The organism is Vibrio pelagius (assembly GCF_024347575.1).
In the GTDB taxonomy this organism is placed as follows: Bacteria; Pseudomonadota; Gammaproteobacteria; order Enterobacterales; family Vibrionaceae; genus Vibrio; species Vibrio pelagius.
On the sequence record NZ_AP025504.1, the window covers coordinates 94,915 to 113,235 of the forward strand.

General features: G+C 44.5%; 12 protein-coding genes and 2 tRNA genes. 5 read left to right on the plus strand and 9 right to left on the minus strand.

The genetic code is table 11. The features are described 5' to 3' along the window. Positions 1-9: 9 nt before the first annotated feature. From vsple_RS14700 to vsple_RS14725, 6 genes are all read right to left on the minus strand, one after another. Entirely contained in the window at positions 10-738 is a 729-nt protein-coding gene (locus vsple_RS14700) for a Slam-dependent surface lipoprotein (protein ID WP_261883648.1), read from the minus strand. A 145-nt stretch (positions 739-883) separates the two neighbouring features. Further along, on the minus strand, positions 884-2,263 hold the full coding sequence (locus vsple_RS14705) for a PKD domain-containing protein (protein ID WP_261883649.1): 1,380 nt from the start codon (positions 2,261-2,263) through the stop codon (positions 884-886). 192 nt (positions 2,264-2,455) lie between these two features. Further along, entirely contained in the window at positions 2,456-3,778 is a 1,323-nt protein-coding gene (locus vsple_RS14710; protein ID WP_261883650.1) for a PKD domain-containing protein, read from the minus strand. Between the two features lie 188 nt (positions 3,779-3,966). After that, complete coding sequence (locus vsple_RS14715) at positions 3,967-7,089, minus strand: TonB-dependent receptor (protein ID WP_261883651.1); 3,123 nt, start codon at positions 7,087-7,089, stop codon at positions 3,967-3,969. A gap of 74 nt (positions 7,090-7,163) precedes the next feature. After that, complete coding sequence (locus tag vsple_RS14720; protein WP_261883652.1) at positions 7,164-8,099, minus strand: FecR domain-containing protein; 936 nt, start codon at positions 8,097-8,099, stop codon at positions 7,164-7,166. Between the two features lies 1 nt (position 8,100). Continuing rightward, positions 8,101-8,616, minus strand: coding sequence for a sigma-70 family RNA polymerase sigma factor (locus vsple_RS14725; RefSeq protein WP_261883653.1), 516 nt, complete (start codon positions 8,614-8,616; stop codon positions 8,101-8,103). A 348-nt stretch (positions 8,617-8,964) separates the two neighbouring features. Between vsple_RS14725 and vsple_RS14730 the strand changes: the two genes are divergently transcribed. The 5 genes from vsple_RS14730 (at position 8,965) to vsple_RS14750 (ending at position 13,292) form a co-directional block, all read left to right on the plus strand. After that, positions 8,965-9,051 (plus strand) — tRNA-Leu (locus tag vsple_RS14730). A 53-nt stretch (positions 9,052-9,104) separates the two neighbouring features. Next, positions 9,105-9,178, plus strand: a tRNA-Cys gene (locus vsple_RS14735). Positions 9,179-9,965: 787 nt separating this feature from the next. Next, positions 9,966-10,997, plus strand: coding sequence for an ABC-three component system protein (locus vsple_RS14740; protein WP_261883654.1), 1,032 nt, complete (start codon positions 9,966-9,968; stop codon positions 10,995-10,997). Beyond that, the gene (locus vsple_RS14745; RefSeq protein WP_261883655.1) at positions 10,987-11,475 is read left to right on the plus strand and encodes an ABC-three component system middle component 2; all 489 of its coding nucleotides are present in this window, start codon (positions 10,987-10,989) and stop codon (positions 11,473-11,475) included. The genes vsple_RS14740 and vsple_RS14745 overlap by 11 nt, the downstream gene beginning before the upstream one ends. 32 nt (positions 11,476-11,507) lie before the next feature. Further along, on the plus strand, positions 11,508-13,292 hold the full coding sequence (locus vsple_RS14750) for a hypothetical protein (protein WP_132936461.1): 1,785 nt from the start codon (positions 11,508-11,510) through the stop codon (positions 13,290-13,292). Positions 13,293-13,420: 128 nt separating this feature from the next. Here vsple_RS14750 and gcvP read toward each other — a convergent pair whose 3' ends face one another. The 3 genes from gcvP to vsple_RS14765 form a co-directional block, all read right to left on the minus strand. After that, positions 13,421-16,300: an aminomethyl-transferring glycine dehydrogenase gene (gcvP, locus tag vsple_RS14755; RefSeq protein ID WP_261883656.1), complete on the minus strand. Its 2,880-nt coding sequence runs from the start codon at positions 16,298-16,300 to the stop codon at positions 13,421-13,423. 92 nt (positions 16,301-16,392) lie between these two features. Further along, on the minus strand, positions 16,393-16,773 hold the full coding sequence (gcvH, locus tag vsple_RS14760) for a glycine cleavage system protein GcvH (RefSeq protein WP_239839938.1): 381 nt from the start codon (positions 16,771-16,773) through the stop codon (positions 16,393-16,395). 55 nt (positions 16,774-16,828) lie between these two features. Then, positions 16,829-18,124 (minus strand): serine hydroxymethyltransferase, encoded by a 1,296-nt coding sequence (locus vsple_RS14765; protein WP_255231895.1) that lies wholly within the window; start codon positions 18,122-18,124, stop codon positions 16,829-16,831. Positions 18,125-18,321: the final 197 nt, after the last annotated feature.

An 18,321-nucleotide genomic window follows, 5' to 3' on the forward strand; every position in this document is an offset into this window, starting at 1 on the left:
TGAAGGTGATTACTGTTTTGCACCGCCGAATGCAGTATCAAGATCAGAGTTGCCAGCAAAAGTCGCAATACCAGCAAGTGTTGCTGCATCTGCGCCAAAGAAGTGACCTTGAGAAATACCTTGAGTTGTCACACCCGCTTGGTTAGCTGTTGCCGTACCATTGAACGAAGCGCTTGCTGCATCAATCGTGCTATCCATATTGATAGATAGAGACGCATTAGCAATGTCGCCTGTTAGTGTTTGTTGAGCGAAATCAGCAGTAAACGTACCTGAAAGTTTGTTGCTACCGCTAAAGTGGTTAATACCAGTAATGTTATACGTCGCGCTACCTGAAGTAGGAACAGTGGTACCAGTATTGTCGCCTACATAGTAAACAGTACGGTTGTTGTAATCTTTATCTTGTCTTCCTTCATACCACTCGCCAAACCAAACGTCTTGGTTTGCCGCTTGCGCAAAGTTGTAGTGCGTTGAGCCAAAGTGTTTACTACCAGAGGTGTAAACGCCATCTCGTTCTGCACCGTTGAAAATATTATTTGCTAGACCTTCGAAATCGACACGCTTACCTGTTGAGCTGCCAATGCCGGCCTTACCTTTTGCGTGAAACAGTGGGACGTAAACTTCAGATTCACCAACCTGGCGTAGAGAGTCGTCGCTAATCGCGCCATCAAAACCTGCTTGTACAAGTGGGCTAAGGCCAATCATTGCAGCCGCGATCCATGAAAGTTGAACTGGTTTCATTTTGATTCCTTTTAAATTGAATATGATAAGTAAAAAAGCAAACCCAACATCCGGTGCGCGCGACAGATGTCGTGCTTGCTTTCAACTATTACACCGTTTAAGAAAGGGAGAACCGTAATAGAGAATCGAATTTTTTAATAAAATTTTATCGGCTAATGAAATTGTAGTCGCCGCCGACGCGCTCTATCAGCGTAAAGTCATTTGGCCCATTTAAACTCCAGGCAAATTCGAAAAGCACTCGAGTGAGTTTGCTCTGGGTTGGGGGAGAAAGCACAGTCAGGGTTTCACGGGTACCTGCTGGAATTACATAAACATCAGACTTAGCGAGTTCACCGAAAGGGGTTCTTATGATGGGTTGTACGATATCTTTAAGGTCAGTCAAGGAAGTCACGGTAATAGTGATGTCTTTTTCGACGGCTTCAAACGTATAGGACCCTAAAGTGTAATACTCAGGCACTTGTCCAGTATCATTGGTTAGATCTATGCTCTTCTCGTCATCAAAAGGTAGAAGTAAAGGTTCGGTTTCATCTCTCAGAAAGACTTTTGCGTGTGGGCCATTTAACGAAGCAACGCGCACGTATGTAGGTCTGCCAGGTAAATCGGTGAACTCGCCATCACTTACTTCGACACTGACAGCAAATTGCCCGCTCACATCGGCAACAAAGCTTGTGGTTTCGGCACTAGGGTCAGCGATAGTTGCATTGCTCCCTTGCGGTTTTGACACAAAATACCAATTAAAGGTGAGGGGGTCGCCGTCCGGGTCATAACTTTCACTGGCAGTGAAAGAAACCTTCATACCTTCAATGGCCAACATGGCTTGGGTATTATTAGCAGTTGGAGGTCGGTTTTGATGGTTTTCATTAAAGGTGACGGTTGTGGTCGCCTTGGTCGATAAGAAACCATCGGTGACGGTTAATTCCACCACATAGTCACCTGCCACATCAGCGGCTAAGTCGGGGTATTTTCCCTCATATTTACTGAGGCTAGGCTGACTCCCATCTGGCTGGTCGATAATTTTCCATTGACGGTACAGTTCATCGCCGTCAGCATCCGTGGATGTGTCAAACAGCTTAACGGATTGAGACAGGGAAGCGCTATACGTTGGGGTAAGAGAGACCACCGGTGGCGAGTTGTCTTGGTCGGGTTTAGCCACTATTTTCACTTGATTTGGGCGACTGTTGACTTGGCCATCGTTGACCACCAACGAGAGATAATACGTACCAATCTGATCCGCCACGAAAGTCGGTTTGATGGCCTCCAAGCTGGAAAGTTGTGCTTCGCTACCTGCGGGTTTTTCTGAGAATGACCATGAATAAGAGATGAGGTCGTTGTCATAATCAACACTGCGCGTGCCGTCTAAGTGGACGACTTGATTAACTTTAACTTGTTGATTGATGCCAGCGATAGCGATCGGAGTTTGATTATTCGGGTCGCTTGTCGGCGATGAATCAGAAGCGCTTCCATTACACGCCGTAATGAAAGCAAAAGAGAGAATTATTGGAAACTTGTAAGTATAGCCATGCATTGCAATACACCGTCGAGAGTAGAATGTTAAGTCATCGTTTTTTTGCCTTTCCTTGCTATACCGTTTAAGAAAGAGAAAACCGTAATCAAAAAATAAAAAAAGCGCGAATGTTCGCGCTTTTCGTAGTTTTAGTTTGGAAGATACGGTTTTTAGCTTGGAAAGGTTGTGCTCTTGGTTTGGAAAATAGTGAACTTAGTTCGCCTCAGCACTTAAGTCGTAAGCAACGCCCATGTAGTTTGAGAAATCACTATCAAGGATGAACGAATATACAACGTTGGTTCGCGTGCCAGTCGTCGGCTTTGCCCACATTTTCACGTAAGCCACATCCCCTGCATGTAGGACTTGGTTTAGTTCTATCCCTGTCATTTTCGGTGCATAATCTTCACCTCTGAAGTCCATCTCAGTAATTTCACTAATGGTGTAGTCCTTACCAACCGCCTCTAGAGTATAAGTACCCACTAGAACGTATTCGGGTGCATCACCTGTGATGGCTTTATCTAGGGTAATCGGCGTCGGTGTGTAAGGTAGGGCATGTACTGTTTTTTCATCCCCAAAGGTAAAGATGATTTCGCTGCTGCCTGCGGCACTCGCGCTCAAACGAACCATATCGGCTTCGCTGGTGAATTCACCGTCATTTACAGTTAGCGAGAAGAGGTAATCACCCACTTGGTCGGGTGTGAAATCTGGTTTCGCGACCGTAGAGTCTGACAGCTCAGCTGTACTGTTTTCCGGTTTAGAAAGTAGTTTCCACGTGTACGTAATCGCATCTTCATTGCCGTCGTAGCTGCCGCTGCCATCTAAGGTTGCTGTTTCTCTCATCTCTAAAGACTTTACGCCACCCGCATTAGCGACTGGAGCAACGTTTTCTGCTGAATAAGACACAGTCACTTCTTGGCTAACGCTTTCGTAACCGTCGCTTACTGTTAATTTCAGCTTGTAGTCACCGGCTGTATTAGAAAGTAGTACTGCTGTTGATGTTGCGCTGCCCGTGAGTTTCATTGTCGCATTATCCGGCGTTGATAAAAGCGCCCATTGATAAGTTAAAACATCGCCATCAAGGTCGACGGCGTTAGACGGAATTTCGATAGATTTGGTTATAGCAACACTTGGTGGTGTTGCTATATCGATAATTGGCGCCACGTTTTGTGATGCGTCAGTGACTTCAATAGTTTGTTTTGTGGTACTTGAAGTGCCAGATACGACACTTTCTAGTTCAAATGTGTAATCACCAACAACATCTGGAGTGAAATAAGGTGAAATGGCCTTGCTTGCGTTAAGTGCAACGTTACTGCCATCAGGTTTGCTTGTGAGCTTCCATTCGAAAGTCATGTTTTCGTTGTAGGTATCTAAACCTTGGGTTGCATCTAAACGTACACGCTTGCCTAATTTGGCATAAGATTTTTCTACAGTTGCGTTATTTGAAGAGTTTGAACTGCTGTCGCTGCTCCCACTACCGCATGCGATAAGCGCTGGCATAGCGGCAGCAAGTAAGGTCCATTTTAGTTTTGAAGTCATCGGTTTTTTCCTAATCATGAGTGGCAAAGCTGTTTGAAATCAGCCATGCAAATGTCAATTTCATTGGGTATACCGAATCAAGATGAGAAACCCGTAAAGAAAAACGCCCCGAAAGGCGTTTTATTATGGTTTTGATTGATACGTTTGATTCAAAATGAGTCTGAAAGGCAATATCAGTGGTTTTTTTATTAAAACTTACCACTTAGTTTGAAGGTTAATGTTCGGCCTGGAGCGGGCATACCTGATACCGAACCTGTATCTAAGTAATAAACATCAGATAAATTGTTACCAATCAGTTCAGCACTCAGTTTTTTTGTGAGGGCATATTTGATGTAGGCATCATAAGTAATCACCTCAGTTCTTTTTATGATTTCGTCATCATGACTCGCTGAAACGTAGTTCGTACGTACGCCTGTTTCTAAGTCGGTATCAAAGAAACGAGTACCTAGTAAAATACTGCCTGTATATTCAGGTGCTGCATGGGCAGCTAGGAAGCTTCCTTCTGAAAATCCACCACGAACACAGGTTTCTTCAGATGGGGTATTGCCTAAAATTACATCCTTTATATAACCTTGAGCGGCTGAGTTTCTGTCACAAACTTCGTTTCGGAAGTTGTAAGCAATTGAGGCATCAGCAAAATAATCGCTGTTATCAAACTGCCCATTGATCTCAATACCGCTGGTTCGTTGGCTATCTAGGTTAGTGAAGTTATAACTGTCACGGTCTCTATCCATCACGTCGTCAATGGTTTGATCAAAATAGGTCAACTTAAAGCTCGCATTATCGAAGTAGTGAATGTAGGCCGTCTCGTACAGTTTGGCACGCTCAGGTTGTAGTGGAGCACTTGCGACGGGGTTGCTACTGAATCCACTGGTACTTTCAAATAAGCTTGGGAAACGTAAAGTCTCAGCATAGCGTGTGTAAATTCGGCTGTTATCGCTGATTAACCATGTGGCTGTGACAGAAGGCATCCAACCGCTACCGCTAGTTTTATACTGGGTATTGTATTCTTCAGAAGTCTCAAGCGACTTGGCTTTACAACTGCCTTCGATGTAGTTTTCTTGTTGCATGGCAATACGACAAGCATTGTTCGCCAGATCGAGCTCGTTGTGGCTATTAGTTAACCAATTGGATGCATGGTGCTCGATGAAAGTGGTTTGATTTTGCGCCGCTTCGGTTTGTGTTTGTAACTTTTGTTGCAATATGGCATCGAAATTAGCAAGTTCTGTTTGTCGTTCGTCTAGCTGACTTTGGTATTCACTGGCTTGATCGGGGAACATAACGATCAAGTTTTGTAATCTATCTATCTCTGTGTTGAGGTTTTGTTGCGTGAAAGTGATTCTTACCTCATGCTCTGCATTTGCTACATTTTGTGCGATCTCTTCCGGCGCATAGGTCTCTAGTGTTTGATACGTTAATTGGTAACCGTCTTTCTTGTACTCTTTAAGAGGACTGATGTCGCCAGAGTTTACTTGATGTTCGATATAGTAATCTGTCGCGTTGTAAGAGATGTAACGGACACCTGAATCTAACACGATGGATTCATGTGGACGCCATTCAATCTTTATTGCGCCGTTGTATTCTTCTCTTTCACCGGCACGGACTGCACCACCATAGAAATCGACAAGGTTAGCTAGTCCCTCTTTAGGGTTCAATTCGTGCATCATGTAACTGCCCGACAATGTCATATCAATCGAGTCTGTCAGTAGCATCTTGTTATTAAAATCGAACCCGTACCTTTGCTCATCACGGTTAACGACGGATGTGTTTATGATGATGTCAGGCGTATCGCTTTTGTAGTTCACGAAGTTGGGGAAGCCATAACCAGTATTGCTGCGCGAATCTGTTTTTGTCAGCCATAAGTTGGTGCTTAGGTTTAGCAGATCGTGTTCGGGGTTTGCTCGAAATTTCAGTGTGTAGGCTTGCATTTTTGCGTTTGCAAGCGGCCACTGAGCGAGTCCGTCGGAATTTCGGTAGTCTGAACGACTCGCCAATATTTCACCATGAGTACTTTCCGTGTATCGGATACTGGCGTGCAGTTTGTAGTAATCACTGAAATTGATCGTACCTTTTAATAGTGCTGATTCCATTTCAGCCGATGTGTTGGGTACTTCGTGGCCAGGGTAGTGTACCAATGCCATGTGTTCAGGTCTTAAAAGTGGATTTCGCCCGGCGACTTGGTCACTCGAGTTATTATCAAATGGTTTCGAGTAGAAGTCAGCTTTACTGGTGCCTGAGTAGTAGTTGCCTCGATTTCGGTATGCGTATGCGGCTAACCAGTCAAATTTTGGTTCGATTCCTGCGAGTGCGAGGCGATAGGCGACGTCTTCTCCATTGAAGGGATTATCTGTTTTGTTGTCTCTGGTTTGGAAACGAAGTTCTGGATCGTCGTACAGTGGAACACCACCTAGCTCGGTATAAGCAGGGACATCTTGCCAACGTTTTCCGGTATGCAGTCGCGCTTTGTTTGGCTCGATGGAGTTACTGCTGCTTTCGGCAATTAACTCAATACCAAATTGTTCTCCTTCTTCAACGATATCTTGCGGTTGCAAGGTGGTCACTTTTACGGCACCACCTGTTGAGGTATTGATCTCTGAGTTTAACTGAGCACCTTGGTAGACGGTCATACTGCCGATAAGGTTGGGGTCAATGTAGTTTCTGTTCGATGACCCACGATAGCCGTTATACACTGAAATACCTTGTTCAGTACCATCGATAACAACAGGTACACGACCAAAGCCTTGTACACCGCGTACGTTCGGGTCGATACTGCCACCGCCATTTCGTGCTTCGCCACTGTGTGTGTTGGCGACACCGGTGAATAGATCCGCCGCACTGGTCCCTTTGAAACGCTCGATTTCTTCTTTCCCAAGATAAGCGGTTGCGACGTCTTTGTCGTACACATCCATTTCACCGTCTGTGTCTCTTTGATAAGCATCATCAAAATGGGTTCGAACTTGTATAGCATCGAGTGTCATCGAGTCTGTAGTCGGTACGAGGTAGTAAACACCATCAGACTGCTTTTGTGCTTGCAGACCGGTATTGGTCAACAGCATAGAAAGCGCTTGTTCGCTGTTGTATTGACCGACTAAACCTTGGCTGTAGAGCTCTGAAGAGAGTGACGAATCTAGATAAAATTCGATACCCGATTCAACGGCAAAGTGGTTGAGAGCACTGTCTAGGGTGCCTGCTGGAATATTATATTGATGGTCTTCTGCAGCGTGGGAAGCAAAAGGAAAACTCAATATAACGACACCGAGTTTTATCGTGGTAAGTTTGGAGAGTAGCGAGCGCTGCTTGGCATTTGGCACCGTAATTTCCTTATCGGGATTTCTAACTGACTGTCAGATACACCGAACAAGAATCAGAAATCCGTAATAAAATTTTATTTTGCTGTGATGGTGACCCAAAGAGGGGTTCGGTAATGGATTCTTACCGGCAGTATCTGGCTGATATTGTGTAAGGTTTTATCAATATCTTTGGTCGAGAACACACCGGTAAGTTTGAGTGCTGCGGCACTGGCATCGACGTTGATGATGCCGCGTCGATAACGCCCTAATTCGTTGATGAAGGTTTTGAGCTGTGTCGCTTCCGCCATGATCTTATGCTCTAACCAAAGCATGTCGGAATCTTGGGTCTGGTTTGGCTGCGATACTGTGCGGCGATCGAAGTGGGCAGTTTGCCCTGCGAAAAGATGCGGTTTCCCCATCCCAAGCATAGGTTGAATTTCGACTTCACCCTCGTAAACAGAGACTTGAGTGGTGTCGGCATGCTCTCGGATACTGAATTGGGTTCCGATAGGCAACACCAAACCCCGCGAAGTCGAGACTGTTAACGGGCTACGATGATGTGTATTGGTGATCATGACTTCACCGCGTTCGATGTGAATATCTCGCTGATGATTATCAAAATCGACAAATAATTTGGAATCAGTATTGAGCGCCAATTGTGTGCCGTCGAGCAGCGTCATCGAACGAATTTCGCCCGTCGCCGTTGAGTATTCGGTACCTGTTGGTGTTGGCCTGTAAATCGCCATGCCTGAACCTAGTGCGACGAACGAAAGTGCGCTTATGGATAAGAATTCGCGACGGCTGACTCTCGGCGGTTTACGCGTCAAGACCTGCTTGCTAATTGTTCCTTTAGGAATGGCACAAAACTTACTTTGTAGCAGTTCTAACTTTTGCCATGCCAAGGCGTTGTTAGGGTGGGCAAGTCTCCAACACTCGAACGAGTCGTGATCTTGTTGCGTGGCATCATCAGCCCAAAGACGTGCCATCCAAACCGATGCTTGCTCTATGGTCTCCGGTGGTAATTGTTGCATTTTACACCTCGCTAAGCATGGCTAGCATGCAACCTTGGAGTCCCTTAGCAACGTACTTTTCCACAGATGATACTGAAACTTCAAGTTCGAAGGCGATCTCTTTGTAGCTTTTGCCTTCGAGCTGTCTCATGAGCAGTGCTTGGCGAGCTTTGATTGGGAGTTTGTGGAGTAGGGCATCGATCTCAACAAGTGCTTCAACCACTATGGTGTGGTCTTCCGGAGAACTGGCGACCAGAGAGGGTTCTTGTTCAATGAGCTCTAAATAGGCACTTTCTACACGACGTTTTCGATAAAGATCAATCACCAACCCTTTAGCGATATGAGTCAGGTACTTTCTTGAATCTTTGTATTCAGGCAGCTTACCTTTGGTTAACAAGCGAAGATAAGTATCTTGAACCAGATCAGCCGTAGTGTCAGGGCATCCTAAGCGTCGTTTAATAAACACCGATAACCAGCTGTGATGCTCTTGGTACATTTGATCCACGCTGTGTGAGGTGTTGTTGCTCGCTACGGTCATTCCCTGATACTCCTTACTAACCTTAATGATAATTATTATCATTGGGGCGATGAATATATCAGAAATTCTTTAATGTGCTACATGTTTTTTATAAATCATTTGAATTTGAGAGTTCATTCAAATCTTTGATTTGTATGGATAGTATTTCAATAAGAACCAAAGAAGGATGTTTAAATGAAATGTTAATTGACGGATACGGTTATAGAACATTCAACCAAGCTCGCTTTATAACCATTTGAATCAATTAGCTAAAATAATTGTTGACCCAAAAATTCAATCCGTTAAAGTACGTCTCGTTCTCGCGGCATAAGCCGATGAGAGATGGTGTTGCCATCGCATGATTGCGTTGCCCTGGTGGTGGAATTGGTAGACACAAGGGATTTAAAATCCCTCGGCGTTCGCGCTGTGCCGGTTCAAGTCCGGCCCGGGGCACCATCTACTTACTCGAAAGAGGGAACAGAGTCGTACTCTTAAAACACGCACAATTTGGCGCCTTGGCAGAGTGGCTATGCAGCGGATTGCAAATCCGTGGACCTCGGTTCGACTCCGGGAGGCGCCTCCAAATTACTTAAGACCAGCCTAGTGCTGGTTTTTTTGTACCTGGAGTTTGGTAAGTACAAGCCATTTATAGTTTGGACAAAGCAAAGTAGAAATGTGAGAGATAAAAAAAGCGAACCCAATGATTAATGCTTGTAAGTTAATAACCATCTAACACCTTTTTGAAGGCCTAGTCGCGTAGCGACTGGGCCTTCTTTTTAATGCTCTTGGATAACCTCTATCTCGTCTGTCTGGCAGTATAAAACTCTCAGCCATATCTAGCATGTAGTTCATTACTACAAGCTATGTAGTGGCATAGATGTCTTTAATCTGAACTTTAATTAGTATGAATCCCCCCTAGCTGCTTTCGCAGCAGAAGAGAACCGAGAATTGGTTGCTACTTTGGAAGGTTGTAGACGCAAGACACTTGTCATCTTTGAAGGAGCTGACGCGCTGGCACCTTTGGAGTGTAATGAGACGTTTTGGCTGAGGTCGGCTATCGTCGCTGCAGATAACTCTCTGGTGGTTATGATTTCTTTTGAAGCTAAGGAATCATATAAGAACTTGCTCTATCACAGGAATTCGCCTTTTTATATGTCAGCAATACCTCTACGACATGAGTTCTCGGCAAGAATATGATAAAGAGCACACTGTTTGTGGTGTCATTGTTACTAGTTGCATTTGAATTTGGTAGAGTATTGGGCACCTAATGATACCTATTGCAAGCAAAGCGACATGATGTCGCATCGGTTCAAATGTAAATGTCGCAATATAATTTAGTTCAGATCTTAGCTGGTTCTCCAGTGCCCCCAATGCAACGAATAAAAATTTTTTCTCCAGATGAATGGGAAGAATTCGTTGAGGAGTGGTTAACGGTTAAGAAGAAAGAATTTCTTGATACGGATAGATTAGGTGGTGCTGGTGATAAAGGGCGTGATGTCGTTGGTTATGTTACATGTCCTAAACAGTATCCTGATTCTTATGTTTGGGATAATTTTCAGTGCAAGCACTATGATCATCCGTTGATGCCTAGTGATGTCTGGGCGGAGTTCGGTAAACTCTGTTATTACACCTTCATCGGTGATTTTCCTGTTCCAAGGTACTATTTTTTTGTAGCTCCTCAAGGTTTGGGAACTTCATTGTCAGATTTACTTCGTAAACCTACCGTTCTAAAAAAAGAACTTAAGGCGAATTGGGACAAGTACTGTAAACATAAAATAACGAAAACAGTGAGTGGTGGAATTTCGCTCGAAGGGGATCTACTAAAATACATTGATGAGTTTGACTTTTCTATTTTCTACAAAATGAAGCCACTTACTCTTGTAGAAGAACATGCTAAGTCTCGCTATCACGCGACAAGGTTTGGTGGCGGTTTACCTGATCGTCCTAATGTTGGTGATGTCCCCCAAGATATTGCGTCAAGTGAGTTGGTATACATTTCCAAGTTGCTAGACGCCTATAGCGAAGCTGATAACGCTGAGTACATAAAGGTTAGCGACTTGCCTAAAGGGAAAGCAACAAATAAGCACTTTAAACGCGCTCGTAAGAATTTCCATAAAGCTGAACAGCTTAAGCAGTTTTCTAGAGATACACTCCCCCCAGGTATATTTGAAAAATTCCAAGGAGAAATATTATCTGGAGTCGTCGATATAGTAGACGAAGAGCATGAGAACGGTTTCGTGAGAGTGAAAACTGTAGAAAAGGAAGCTCGTCGATTGGCTATAACATCAAACCCACTGACACTATGCAGTGATGGTGAGGATAGGGCTGGTATATGTCATCACCTAGCCAATGATAATAGCGGAGACAATGAGTTTGTTTGGGTAGCTGCTGATGACGACTAAAACTAATCTCGCGTTTAATAATCATGTTGAATATGGCTTACGTGCGTTGGCAATATTGAAGCACCTATATCCCACATACGGTGATCTCGATAAGCTAGCTTGCCTCGACTACATTGTTGTCCACTCTGGAGACTTTTCTAACTCATTAGATAGCTTGCATGCACCTATACCTTATAGAAGCAGTGAGCTTTATATTAGGCGCTCATTAATGAGAGATGGCTTAAATCTACTGTGCCAATATGGCTTGGCGTCAGTTATAAACGATGAATCTGGCTTGCAGTATGTACTTACGGAAGAAGGTGAACCGTTTTTGGATATGCTCGGCTCAGAGTATGTAGAACATGTTCAGAAGAGAGCCAAGTGGGCAGTCAGGAAGTTTGGGTTGCTTGATAGCGAGAGTTTAAGAAGAAGTATCCAGCAGTCGTTTAATGGTACGGATGCAGAGATCGCATTCAGAACACACATTTTGAGAGGTTAGTTTTGGCGCATTTGTATATTAGTGAGCTTCGATTGAGCAGTGCAGATGCAGATAGTGCAGATGCCTCAATTAAGTTTGATAAGGGCGTTAATATAATTACAGGGCCTTCTAACACAGGTAAAACTTTCATTTTCGAGTGTTTGGAGTACATGTTGGGCAGAGGTGCACTGGAAAGGCGAATTACGGAGTCTAAAGTATATTCAGAGATTTACCTTGAACTTTGTGATGCTGACGGTGATACATTTACGTTAAAGTCAGGATTTAGCGGAGAAAACTTTGAGGTTTTCGAGTCATCTATAGATGAAATCGATAGTGCCAGCTCCTCTAGAGAGCTGAAGAGGAAGCACACTGCAAAAGCCAAAAATACTCTATCGTACTACTTGCTGGAACGCTGCGGTCTGACTGGTACATGGATTCGAAGCAATAAACAGGGCAAGAAAAACGAACTTAACCTGACCTCAATGAGGCAACTGCATTTAATCGACGAGTTAAGAATACCTACAAAGTTATCTCCTTTTCTGTCGGGACAATACACTGATGAGACTAAGGAAATTAACGTAATAAAGTGGCTTGTTAGTGGTGAGGATGACTCACACATTACTGAAAAACTTCCAGTGAAAGTTATCAATAACAAAACGGGAAAGCTCGAGTTGTTGGAAGAGTTGATCTCGTCACTAATGGAACGCATTCCCACTGGGGCGACCAGAACTGAGCTTGAGGATCAGGAAAGTAAGCTCGAATTGGCAATAGAGGAAGTTGAGTCTAAACATCTCGCAATCATATCTCAATGTGAGGTACTTGAAAGTGAGCGTGATTCGTTGAACCGTCAGTTATTAGATCATGCTGAACAGAGAAAAGAGCTACAGAAATTGTCTCAAAACTCGGCAATAGTAGAAAAGCAATACTTCTCAGATCTAATGAGGCTACAGTCAACCATAGAGATGGGATCCGCTGTTCAAGGAATAGAAACTAGGAGCTGTCCTGTATGTGATAGTGTATTGAATGACCTTAATCATACTGTTGTTGAAGTGTGTAATAGTTCAAAAATAGAGATAGAAAAAACCATCCGTCTAATCAATGAATTAAAGAGTGCGAAGTCTCAGTTCGACGATGAAGTTGACGAGCTTGATTTGCTCGATGTCAGTCTTGTAGAAGAGCTGGAAATGAAAAAAACTGAGTTAGATGGTTACGTTTCTAATGCACTAAAAGAGCTATCTGTAAAAATGAGAGAGCTCGAAGATAAACATAAAGAAGTGCAACACAACATTTATCTCATAGAGCACATTGAGGGCCTGCAACTACAGAAAGATGACATAGAACAGGTTATAGAAGACTCTTCGACCTCAAGGCAGTTTGAGGTTCCAACTGTAGCTATGATGGAAAGATTAGCTAATCGGATAGGAGAATACCTTGATTTATGGGGTTATCCAAATGTTGAATCAAGTCGCGTTTTGTATAGTGAGGATGACAAGGACTTTGTAATTGCTGGGGAAAGTCGGAACTTAGCAGGTAAAGGTTATCGTTCAATAACGTATGCTGCTTGTGCTATTTCATTGTTGGAACTATACAAAGGCCTAGGCTTTATGATCATTGATTCGCCATTGGTTACTTACAAAAAGCCAGATGTTCCTGAAGGCGAAGAAATTTCGGAAGATATGGCATCGAGTTTCTATGACTCGTTGAAGGGCCTTGATAAATCGCAACAATTAATAATTATCGAGAACGAGGATGTTCCCGAGGATGTTAGTGAAGTGGTGAACCATATACATTTCACTAAAAGTAAGAGAAAAGGGAGATACGGTTTTATACCTCATTGAATCTTATATACAAAAAGGCGAACCAAATGGTTCGCCTTTTGTTATTCAAGTTAGTTTCCAACTTAGTTATCGGTTTCCAACTCGGTTATCACAGTTTCCAACTTGGTTATCTGTGATCATATACGAAATTAGTCTTCGTAGTTCTCAATGCTTGGGCAAGAACAGATTAAGTTACGGTCACCGTATACGTTGTCTACACGATTCACAGTAGGCCAGTACTTCGAGTTCTTCGTTGCTTTCGATGGGAAACAACCCAGTTCACGAGAATATGGACGGTCCCATGTGTCGCTCGATAGATCTACTTGTGTATGTGGTGCATTGACTAGTGGGTTGTTATCTAGCGGCCACTCGCCGTTCTTAACTGCCGCCATTTCATGACGGATTGCGATCATCGCTTCGCAGAAACGATCTAGCTCTTCTAAATCTTCTGATTCAGTTGGCTCAACCATTAGTGTGCCAGCAACTGGGAATGACATCGTCGGCGCGTGGAAACCGTAGTCCATCAAACGCTTAGCGATATCTTCTTCGCTGATGCCTGTCTCTTCCTTAAGTGGACGAATATCGATAATACATTCGTGCGCTACGCGACCGTTAGTGCCACGATAAAGAACAGGGTAGTGCGGACGTAGTTTTTCCATCACGTAGTTTGCGTTCAGGATGGCAACTTTAGTCGCTTCAGTCAGACCTGGTTCACCCATCATTGCGATGTAAGCCCAAGAGATAGGCAGGATAGAAGCACTACCTAGATCCGCAGCAGATACCGCGTAGTCAGAACCTTGTACGCCATTTTCGATGTGGCCTGGTAGGAAAGGTGCTAGGTGAGATTTAACACCGATAGGACCCATACCTGGACCACCACCACCGTGTGGAATACAGAACGTTTTGTGTAGGTTCAAGTGAGACACGTCTGAACCGATGAAGCCTGGAGACGTTAGACCTACTTGAGCGTTCATGTTTGCGCCGTCTAGGTAAACCTGACCACCCGCAGCGTGTACTTGCTCACACACTTCCTTCACTTGCTCTTCGTATACACCGTGTGTAGAAGGGTAAGTGATCATGATGCTTGATAGGTTCTCTTTGTGCTTCTCGATCTTAGCGGCTAGGTCGGCCATGTCGATGTTGCCATCTTCATCACACTTAACAACCACTACCTTCATAGAAACCATAGATGCTGTTGCAGGGTTAGTACCGTGTGCAGAGCTAGGGATCAGACAAACATTACGGTGACCTTCACCGCGGCTTGCGTGGTAACGTTGAATCGCGATTAGACCTGCGTATTCACCAGATGCACCAGAGTTAGGCTGTAGAGAGAAATCGTCGTAACCAGTGATCTCACATAGCTTCTCTTTAAGATCTTTTGCTAGAGCTGTGTAACCAGCCGCTTGTTCTAGAGGAGCGAATGGGTGGATGGAACCAAACTCAGGCCATGTCACTGGGATCATCTCTGCTGCAGCGTTCAGCTTCATCGTACAGCTACCCAGTGGGATCATGCCGTGCGTTAGTGAGAAATCTTTGTTCTCAAGCTGTTTTAGGTAACGCATCATCTGCGTTTCGCTGTGGTGCGTGTTGAATACTGGGTGCGTTAGGAACTTAGATTCACGACGGCAGTTTTCTGGAATTGCAGCGAATTCATTAGCAGCAATGTCTGTAGACAGTGCGTTGATGTCTTCTTTCACGTCGAAGATAGCGAATAGTGCGTTGATATCTTCGATCGTAGTTGTTTCATCTAAGCTGATACCGATCTTGCCTGGAAGTAGACGCAGGTTAATGTCTGCAGCTTGAGCGCGTGCGTACAGTGCTTCTGTCTTCTCTTCAGAGTTAATCGTGATGGTATCGAAGAAGCTGTTGTTTGTTAGCTCGTAACCTGATTTAGTTAGACCTGCCGCTAGAATCGCAGTCATGTGGTGTGTACGACGAGCAATAGTACGTAGACCTTCTGCACCGTGGTAAACCGCGTAGAATGACGCCATGTTTGCCAGAAGCGCTTGAGCTGTACAGATGTTTGATGTCGCTTTTTCACGGCGGATGTGTTGTTCACGAGTTTGCATCGCCATACGTAGCGCTTGGTTGCCGTTTGTATCGATAGAAACACCGATTACACGACCTGGCATAGTACGCTTGTGCTTGTCACGTGTTGCCATAAATGCAGCGTGTGGACCGCCGTAACCCATAGGAACACCAAAGCGTTGTGCGCTACCGATCACTACGTCTGCGCCCATTTCGCCAGCTGGCTTGAGCAGAGCAGAAGCAAGTAGGTCTGTCGCAACCGTTACCAGTGTTTTGTTTGCTTGCGCTTTTGCGATGATGTCGGTTAGATCGCGTACTTCACCGGTTGTACCTGGGTACTGTACAAGAGCACCGAATACGTCTTGCTCAGGAAGTGTTTCAAGAGCACCAACCATAACTTCGAAGCCAATGTACTCAGCACGAGTTTTTACAACTTCTAGTGTTTGTGGGTGAACATCGTCAGCCACGAAGAACACTTTGCTCTTGCTCTTACCTGCTCGCTTACACAGAGTCATCGCTTCGCCTGCCGCAGTTGCTTCATCAAGCAGTGATGCGTTTGCGATTTCCATGCCAGTTAGATCCATGACCATCTGCTGGTAATTAAGCAGTGCTTCAAGACGACCTTGAGAGATCTCTGGTTGGTAAGGCGTGTAAGCTGTGTACCAGCCTGGGTTTTCCAAAACGTTACGCAGGATAACGTTTGGAGTGAATGTGTTGTAGTAGCCTTGGCCGATGAACGTGCGTTTCACTTGGTTTAGGTTAGCGATCTCTTTAAGCGAGCTCAGCATATCCATTTCGCTCAGTGGCGCAGCAAGCGTCATTGGCTTCTCTAGGCGAATTTGTGCAGGGACCGTTTCATCGATCAATGTTTCTAGGCTTGTCGCGTTAATCGCTTCAAGCATCTTTTGCTGGTCTGCCTTGTTTGGACCGTTGTGGCGTGCAACGAACTCGTTTTGAGTACCCAAATCTTTAAGTAATTGGCTTTGAAGTAATTCAGTCATGATATCGTTCTACTTTCTCTGTAAGGGCTGTGAGCAAGCCCCTAAAATTAAGCTGCTTCAAAGAGCAGCTTTATCGTATACGGGTTACCTAATTAATCTTCGTCGATTGAATTTAGGTATTCTTCTGCATCTTTTAGGTTGTCTAGTTCAGACGCGTCAGCCATCTTCACTTTAACAATCCAACCACCTTCATAAGGTTCTTCGTTGATTAGCTCTGGGCTATCTTCTAGCTCTTCGTTGATTTCAACGATTTCACCAGTGATAGGAGCGTAGATGTCAGATGCTGCTTTTACAGACTCTACTAGAGAGAAGCTTTCACCTGCTTCGATTTCGTCTTCTGTTTCTGGCAGGTCAACGAATACAACGTCACCTAGCATCTCTTGAGCGTGCTCAGAAATACCGATAGTTACAGTACCGTCACCGTTGTCTTTAACCCACTCGTGGCTGTCTGCAAACTTAAGTGTATTGTCCATTGCTTGTTCTCCAAAAATTTATGAGGTGTTAATTTATAAAATAAAAAGTGTTCTATTAACGGTAAAGCGGGAAGCGCTTGCACAGCTCTTTAACTTGCTTGCGAACGCGTTGCTCAACTTCAGCGTTACCTTCTGGGCTTTCAACAAGACCATCAAGTACATCGCCGATCCACTCACCGATGAGTTTGAATTCTTCAGCGCCAAAACCACGGCTAGTCCCAGCAGGTGTTCCTAAACGAATACCAGATGTAATCATAGGTTTTTCTGTATCGAATGGGATGCCGTTTTTGTTACATGTGATCCCGGCACGCTCCAATGCTTCTTCGGTTACATTACCTTTCAAACCTTTAGGGCGAAGGTCAACCAGCATCAGATGTGTATCTGTTCCGCCTGTCACAATGTCACAACCGCGAGTTTGCAATACTTCAGCAAGAACTTTTGCGTTGTTGATCACTGAATCGATATAAGTATTGAATTCTGGACCTAGAGCCTCACCGAAAGCGACGGCTTTAGCCGCAATAACGTGCATTAGAGGGCCACCTTGAAGACCTGGGAATACCGCAGAGTTGATCTTCTTGTTGATCTCTTCGTGGTTAGTCAGAATCATACCGCCACGTGGACCACGCAGTGTTTTGTGCGTCGTTGTGGTTACAACGTGAGCGTGAGGAAGTGGGCTAGGGTGCGCACCTGTCGCGATAAGACCCGCAATGTGTGCCATATCGACCATCAGTAGTGCGCCAACTTCATCCGCGATTTCACGGAATTTAGCAAAGTCGATAGTACGTGGGATCGCGCTACCACCAGCAATGATCATTTTTGGTTTATGTTCAACGGCCAGTTCGCGTACTGCATCATAATCAATTTCTAGTGTGTCACGGTTTACACCGTACTGAACTGCGTTGAACCATTTACCAGAAAGAGCAGGGCGTGCGCCGTGAGTTAAGTGGCCGCCTGCGTCAAGAGACATGCCTAAAATAGTATCGCCTGGCTGTAAAAGAGCCAGTTTTACAGCGCCATTTGCTTGTGCGCCAGAGTGAGGTTGAACGTTAGCGTATTCACAGTTAAACAGTTTCTTAGCGCGCTCAATCGCGATCGCTTCTACTGTATCTACGTGTTCACAACCGCCGTAGTAACGACGACCAGGATAACCTTCAGCATATTTGTTGGTTAGGCAAGTGCCTTGAGCTTGCATAACTGCTTTAGACACGATGTTCTCAGAAGCAATTAGCTCGATTTGTTCGTTTTGACGTGCGTTTTCCGCCTGGATTCCTGCGAATACTGCGTCGTCAGTTGCCGATAGGTTAGTAGAGAAAAAACTGTCTAAGCTATGGTTTTGGTATGCGTTGTTCATTGTCGAGACCTTTCAATTAACTAATGGATATTGTTTTTATGTGTCCATTAGGTCTTGCGTTGGTTTCTGCATCGTAATCGTTTGCGTCCAATTTGGTGTTAAGCCTTAAATATTGTGCGCTAACGACCAAACGTAGGGTCAATGCAGTGCGAAATTGGTTCCCCAAAAGTGGGGTAAAAACAGCCGCCTTAAATGTT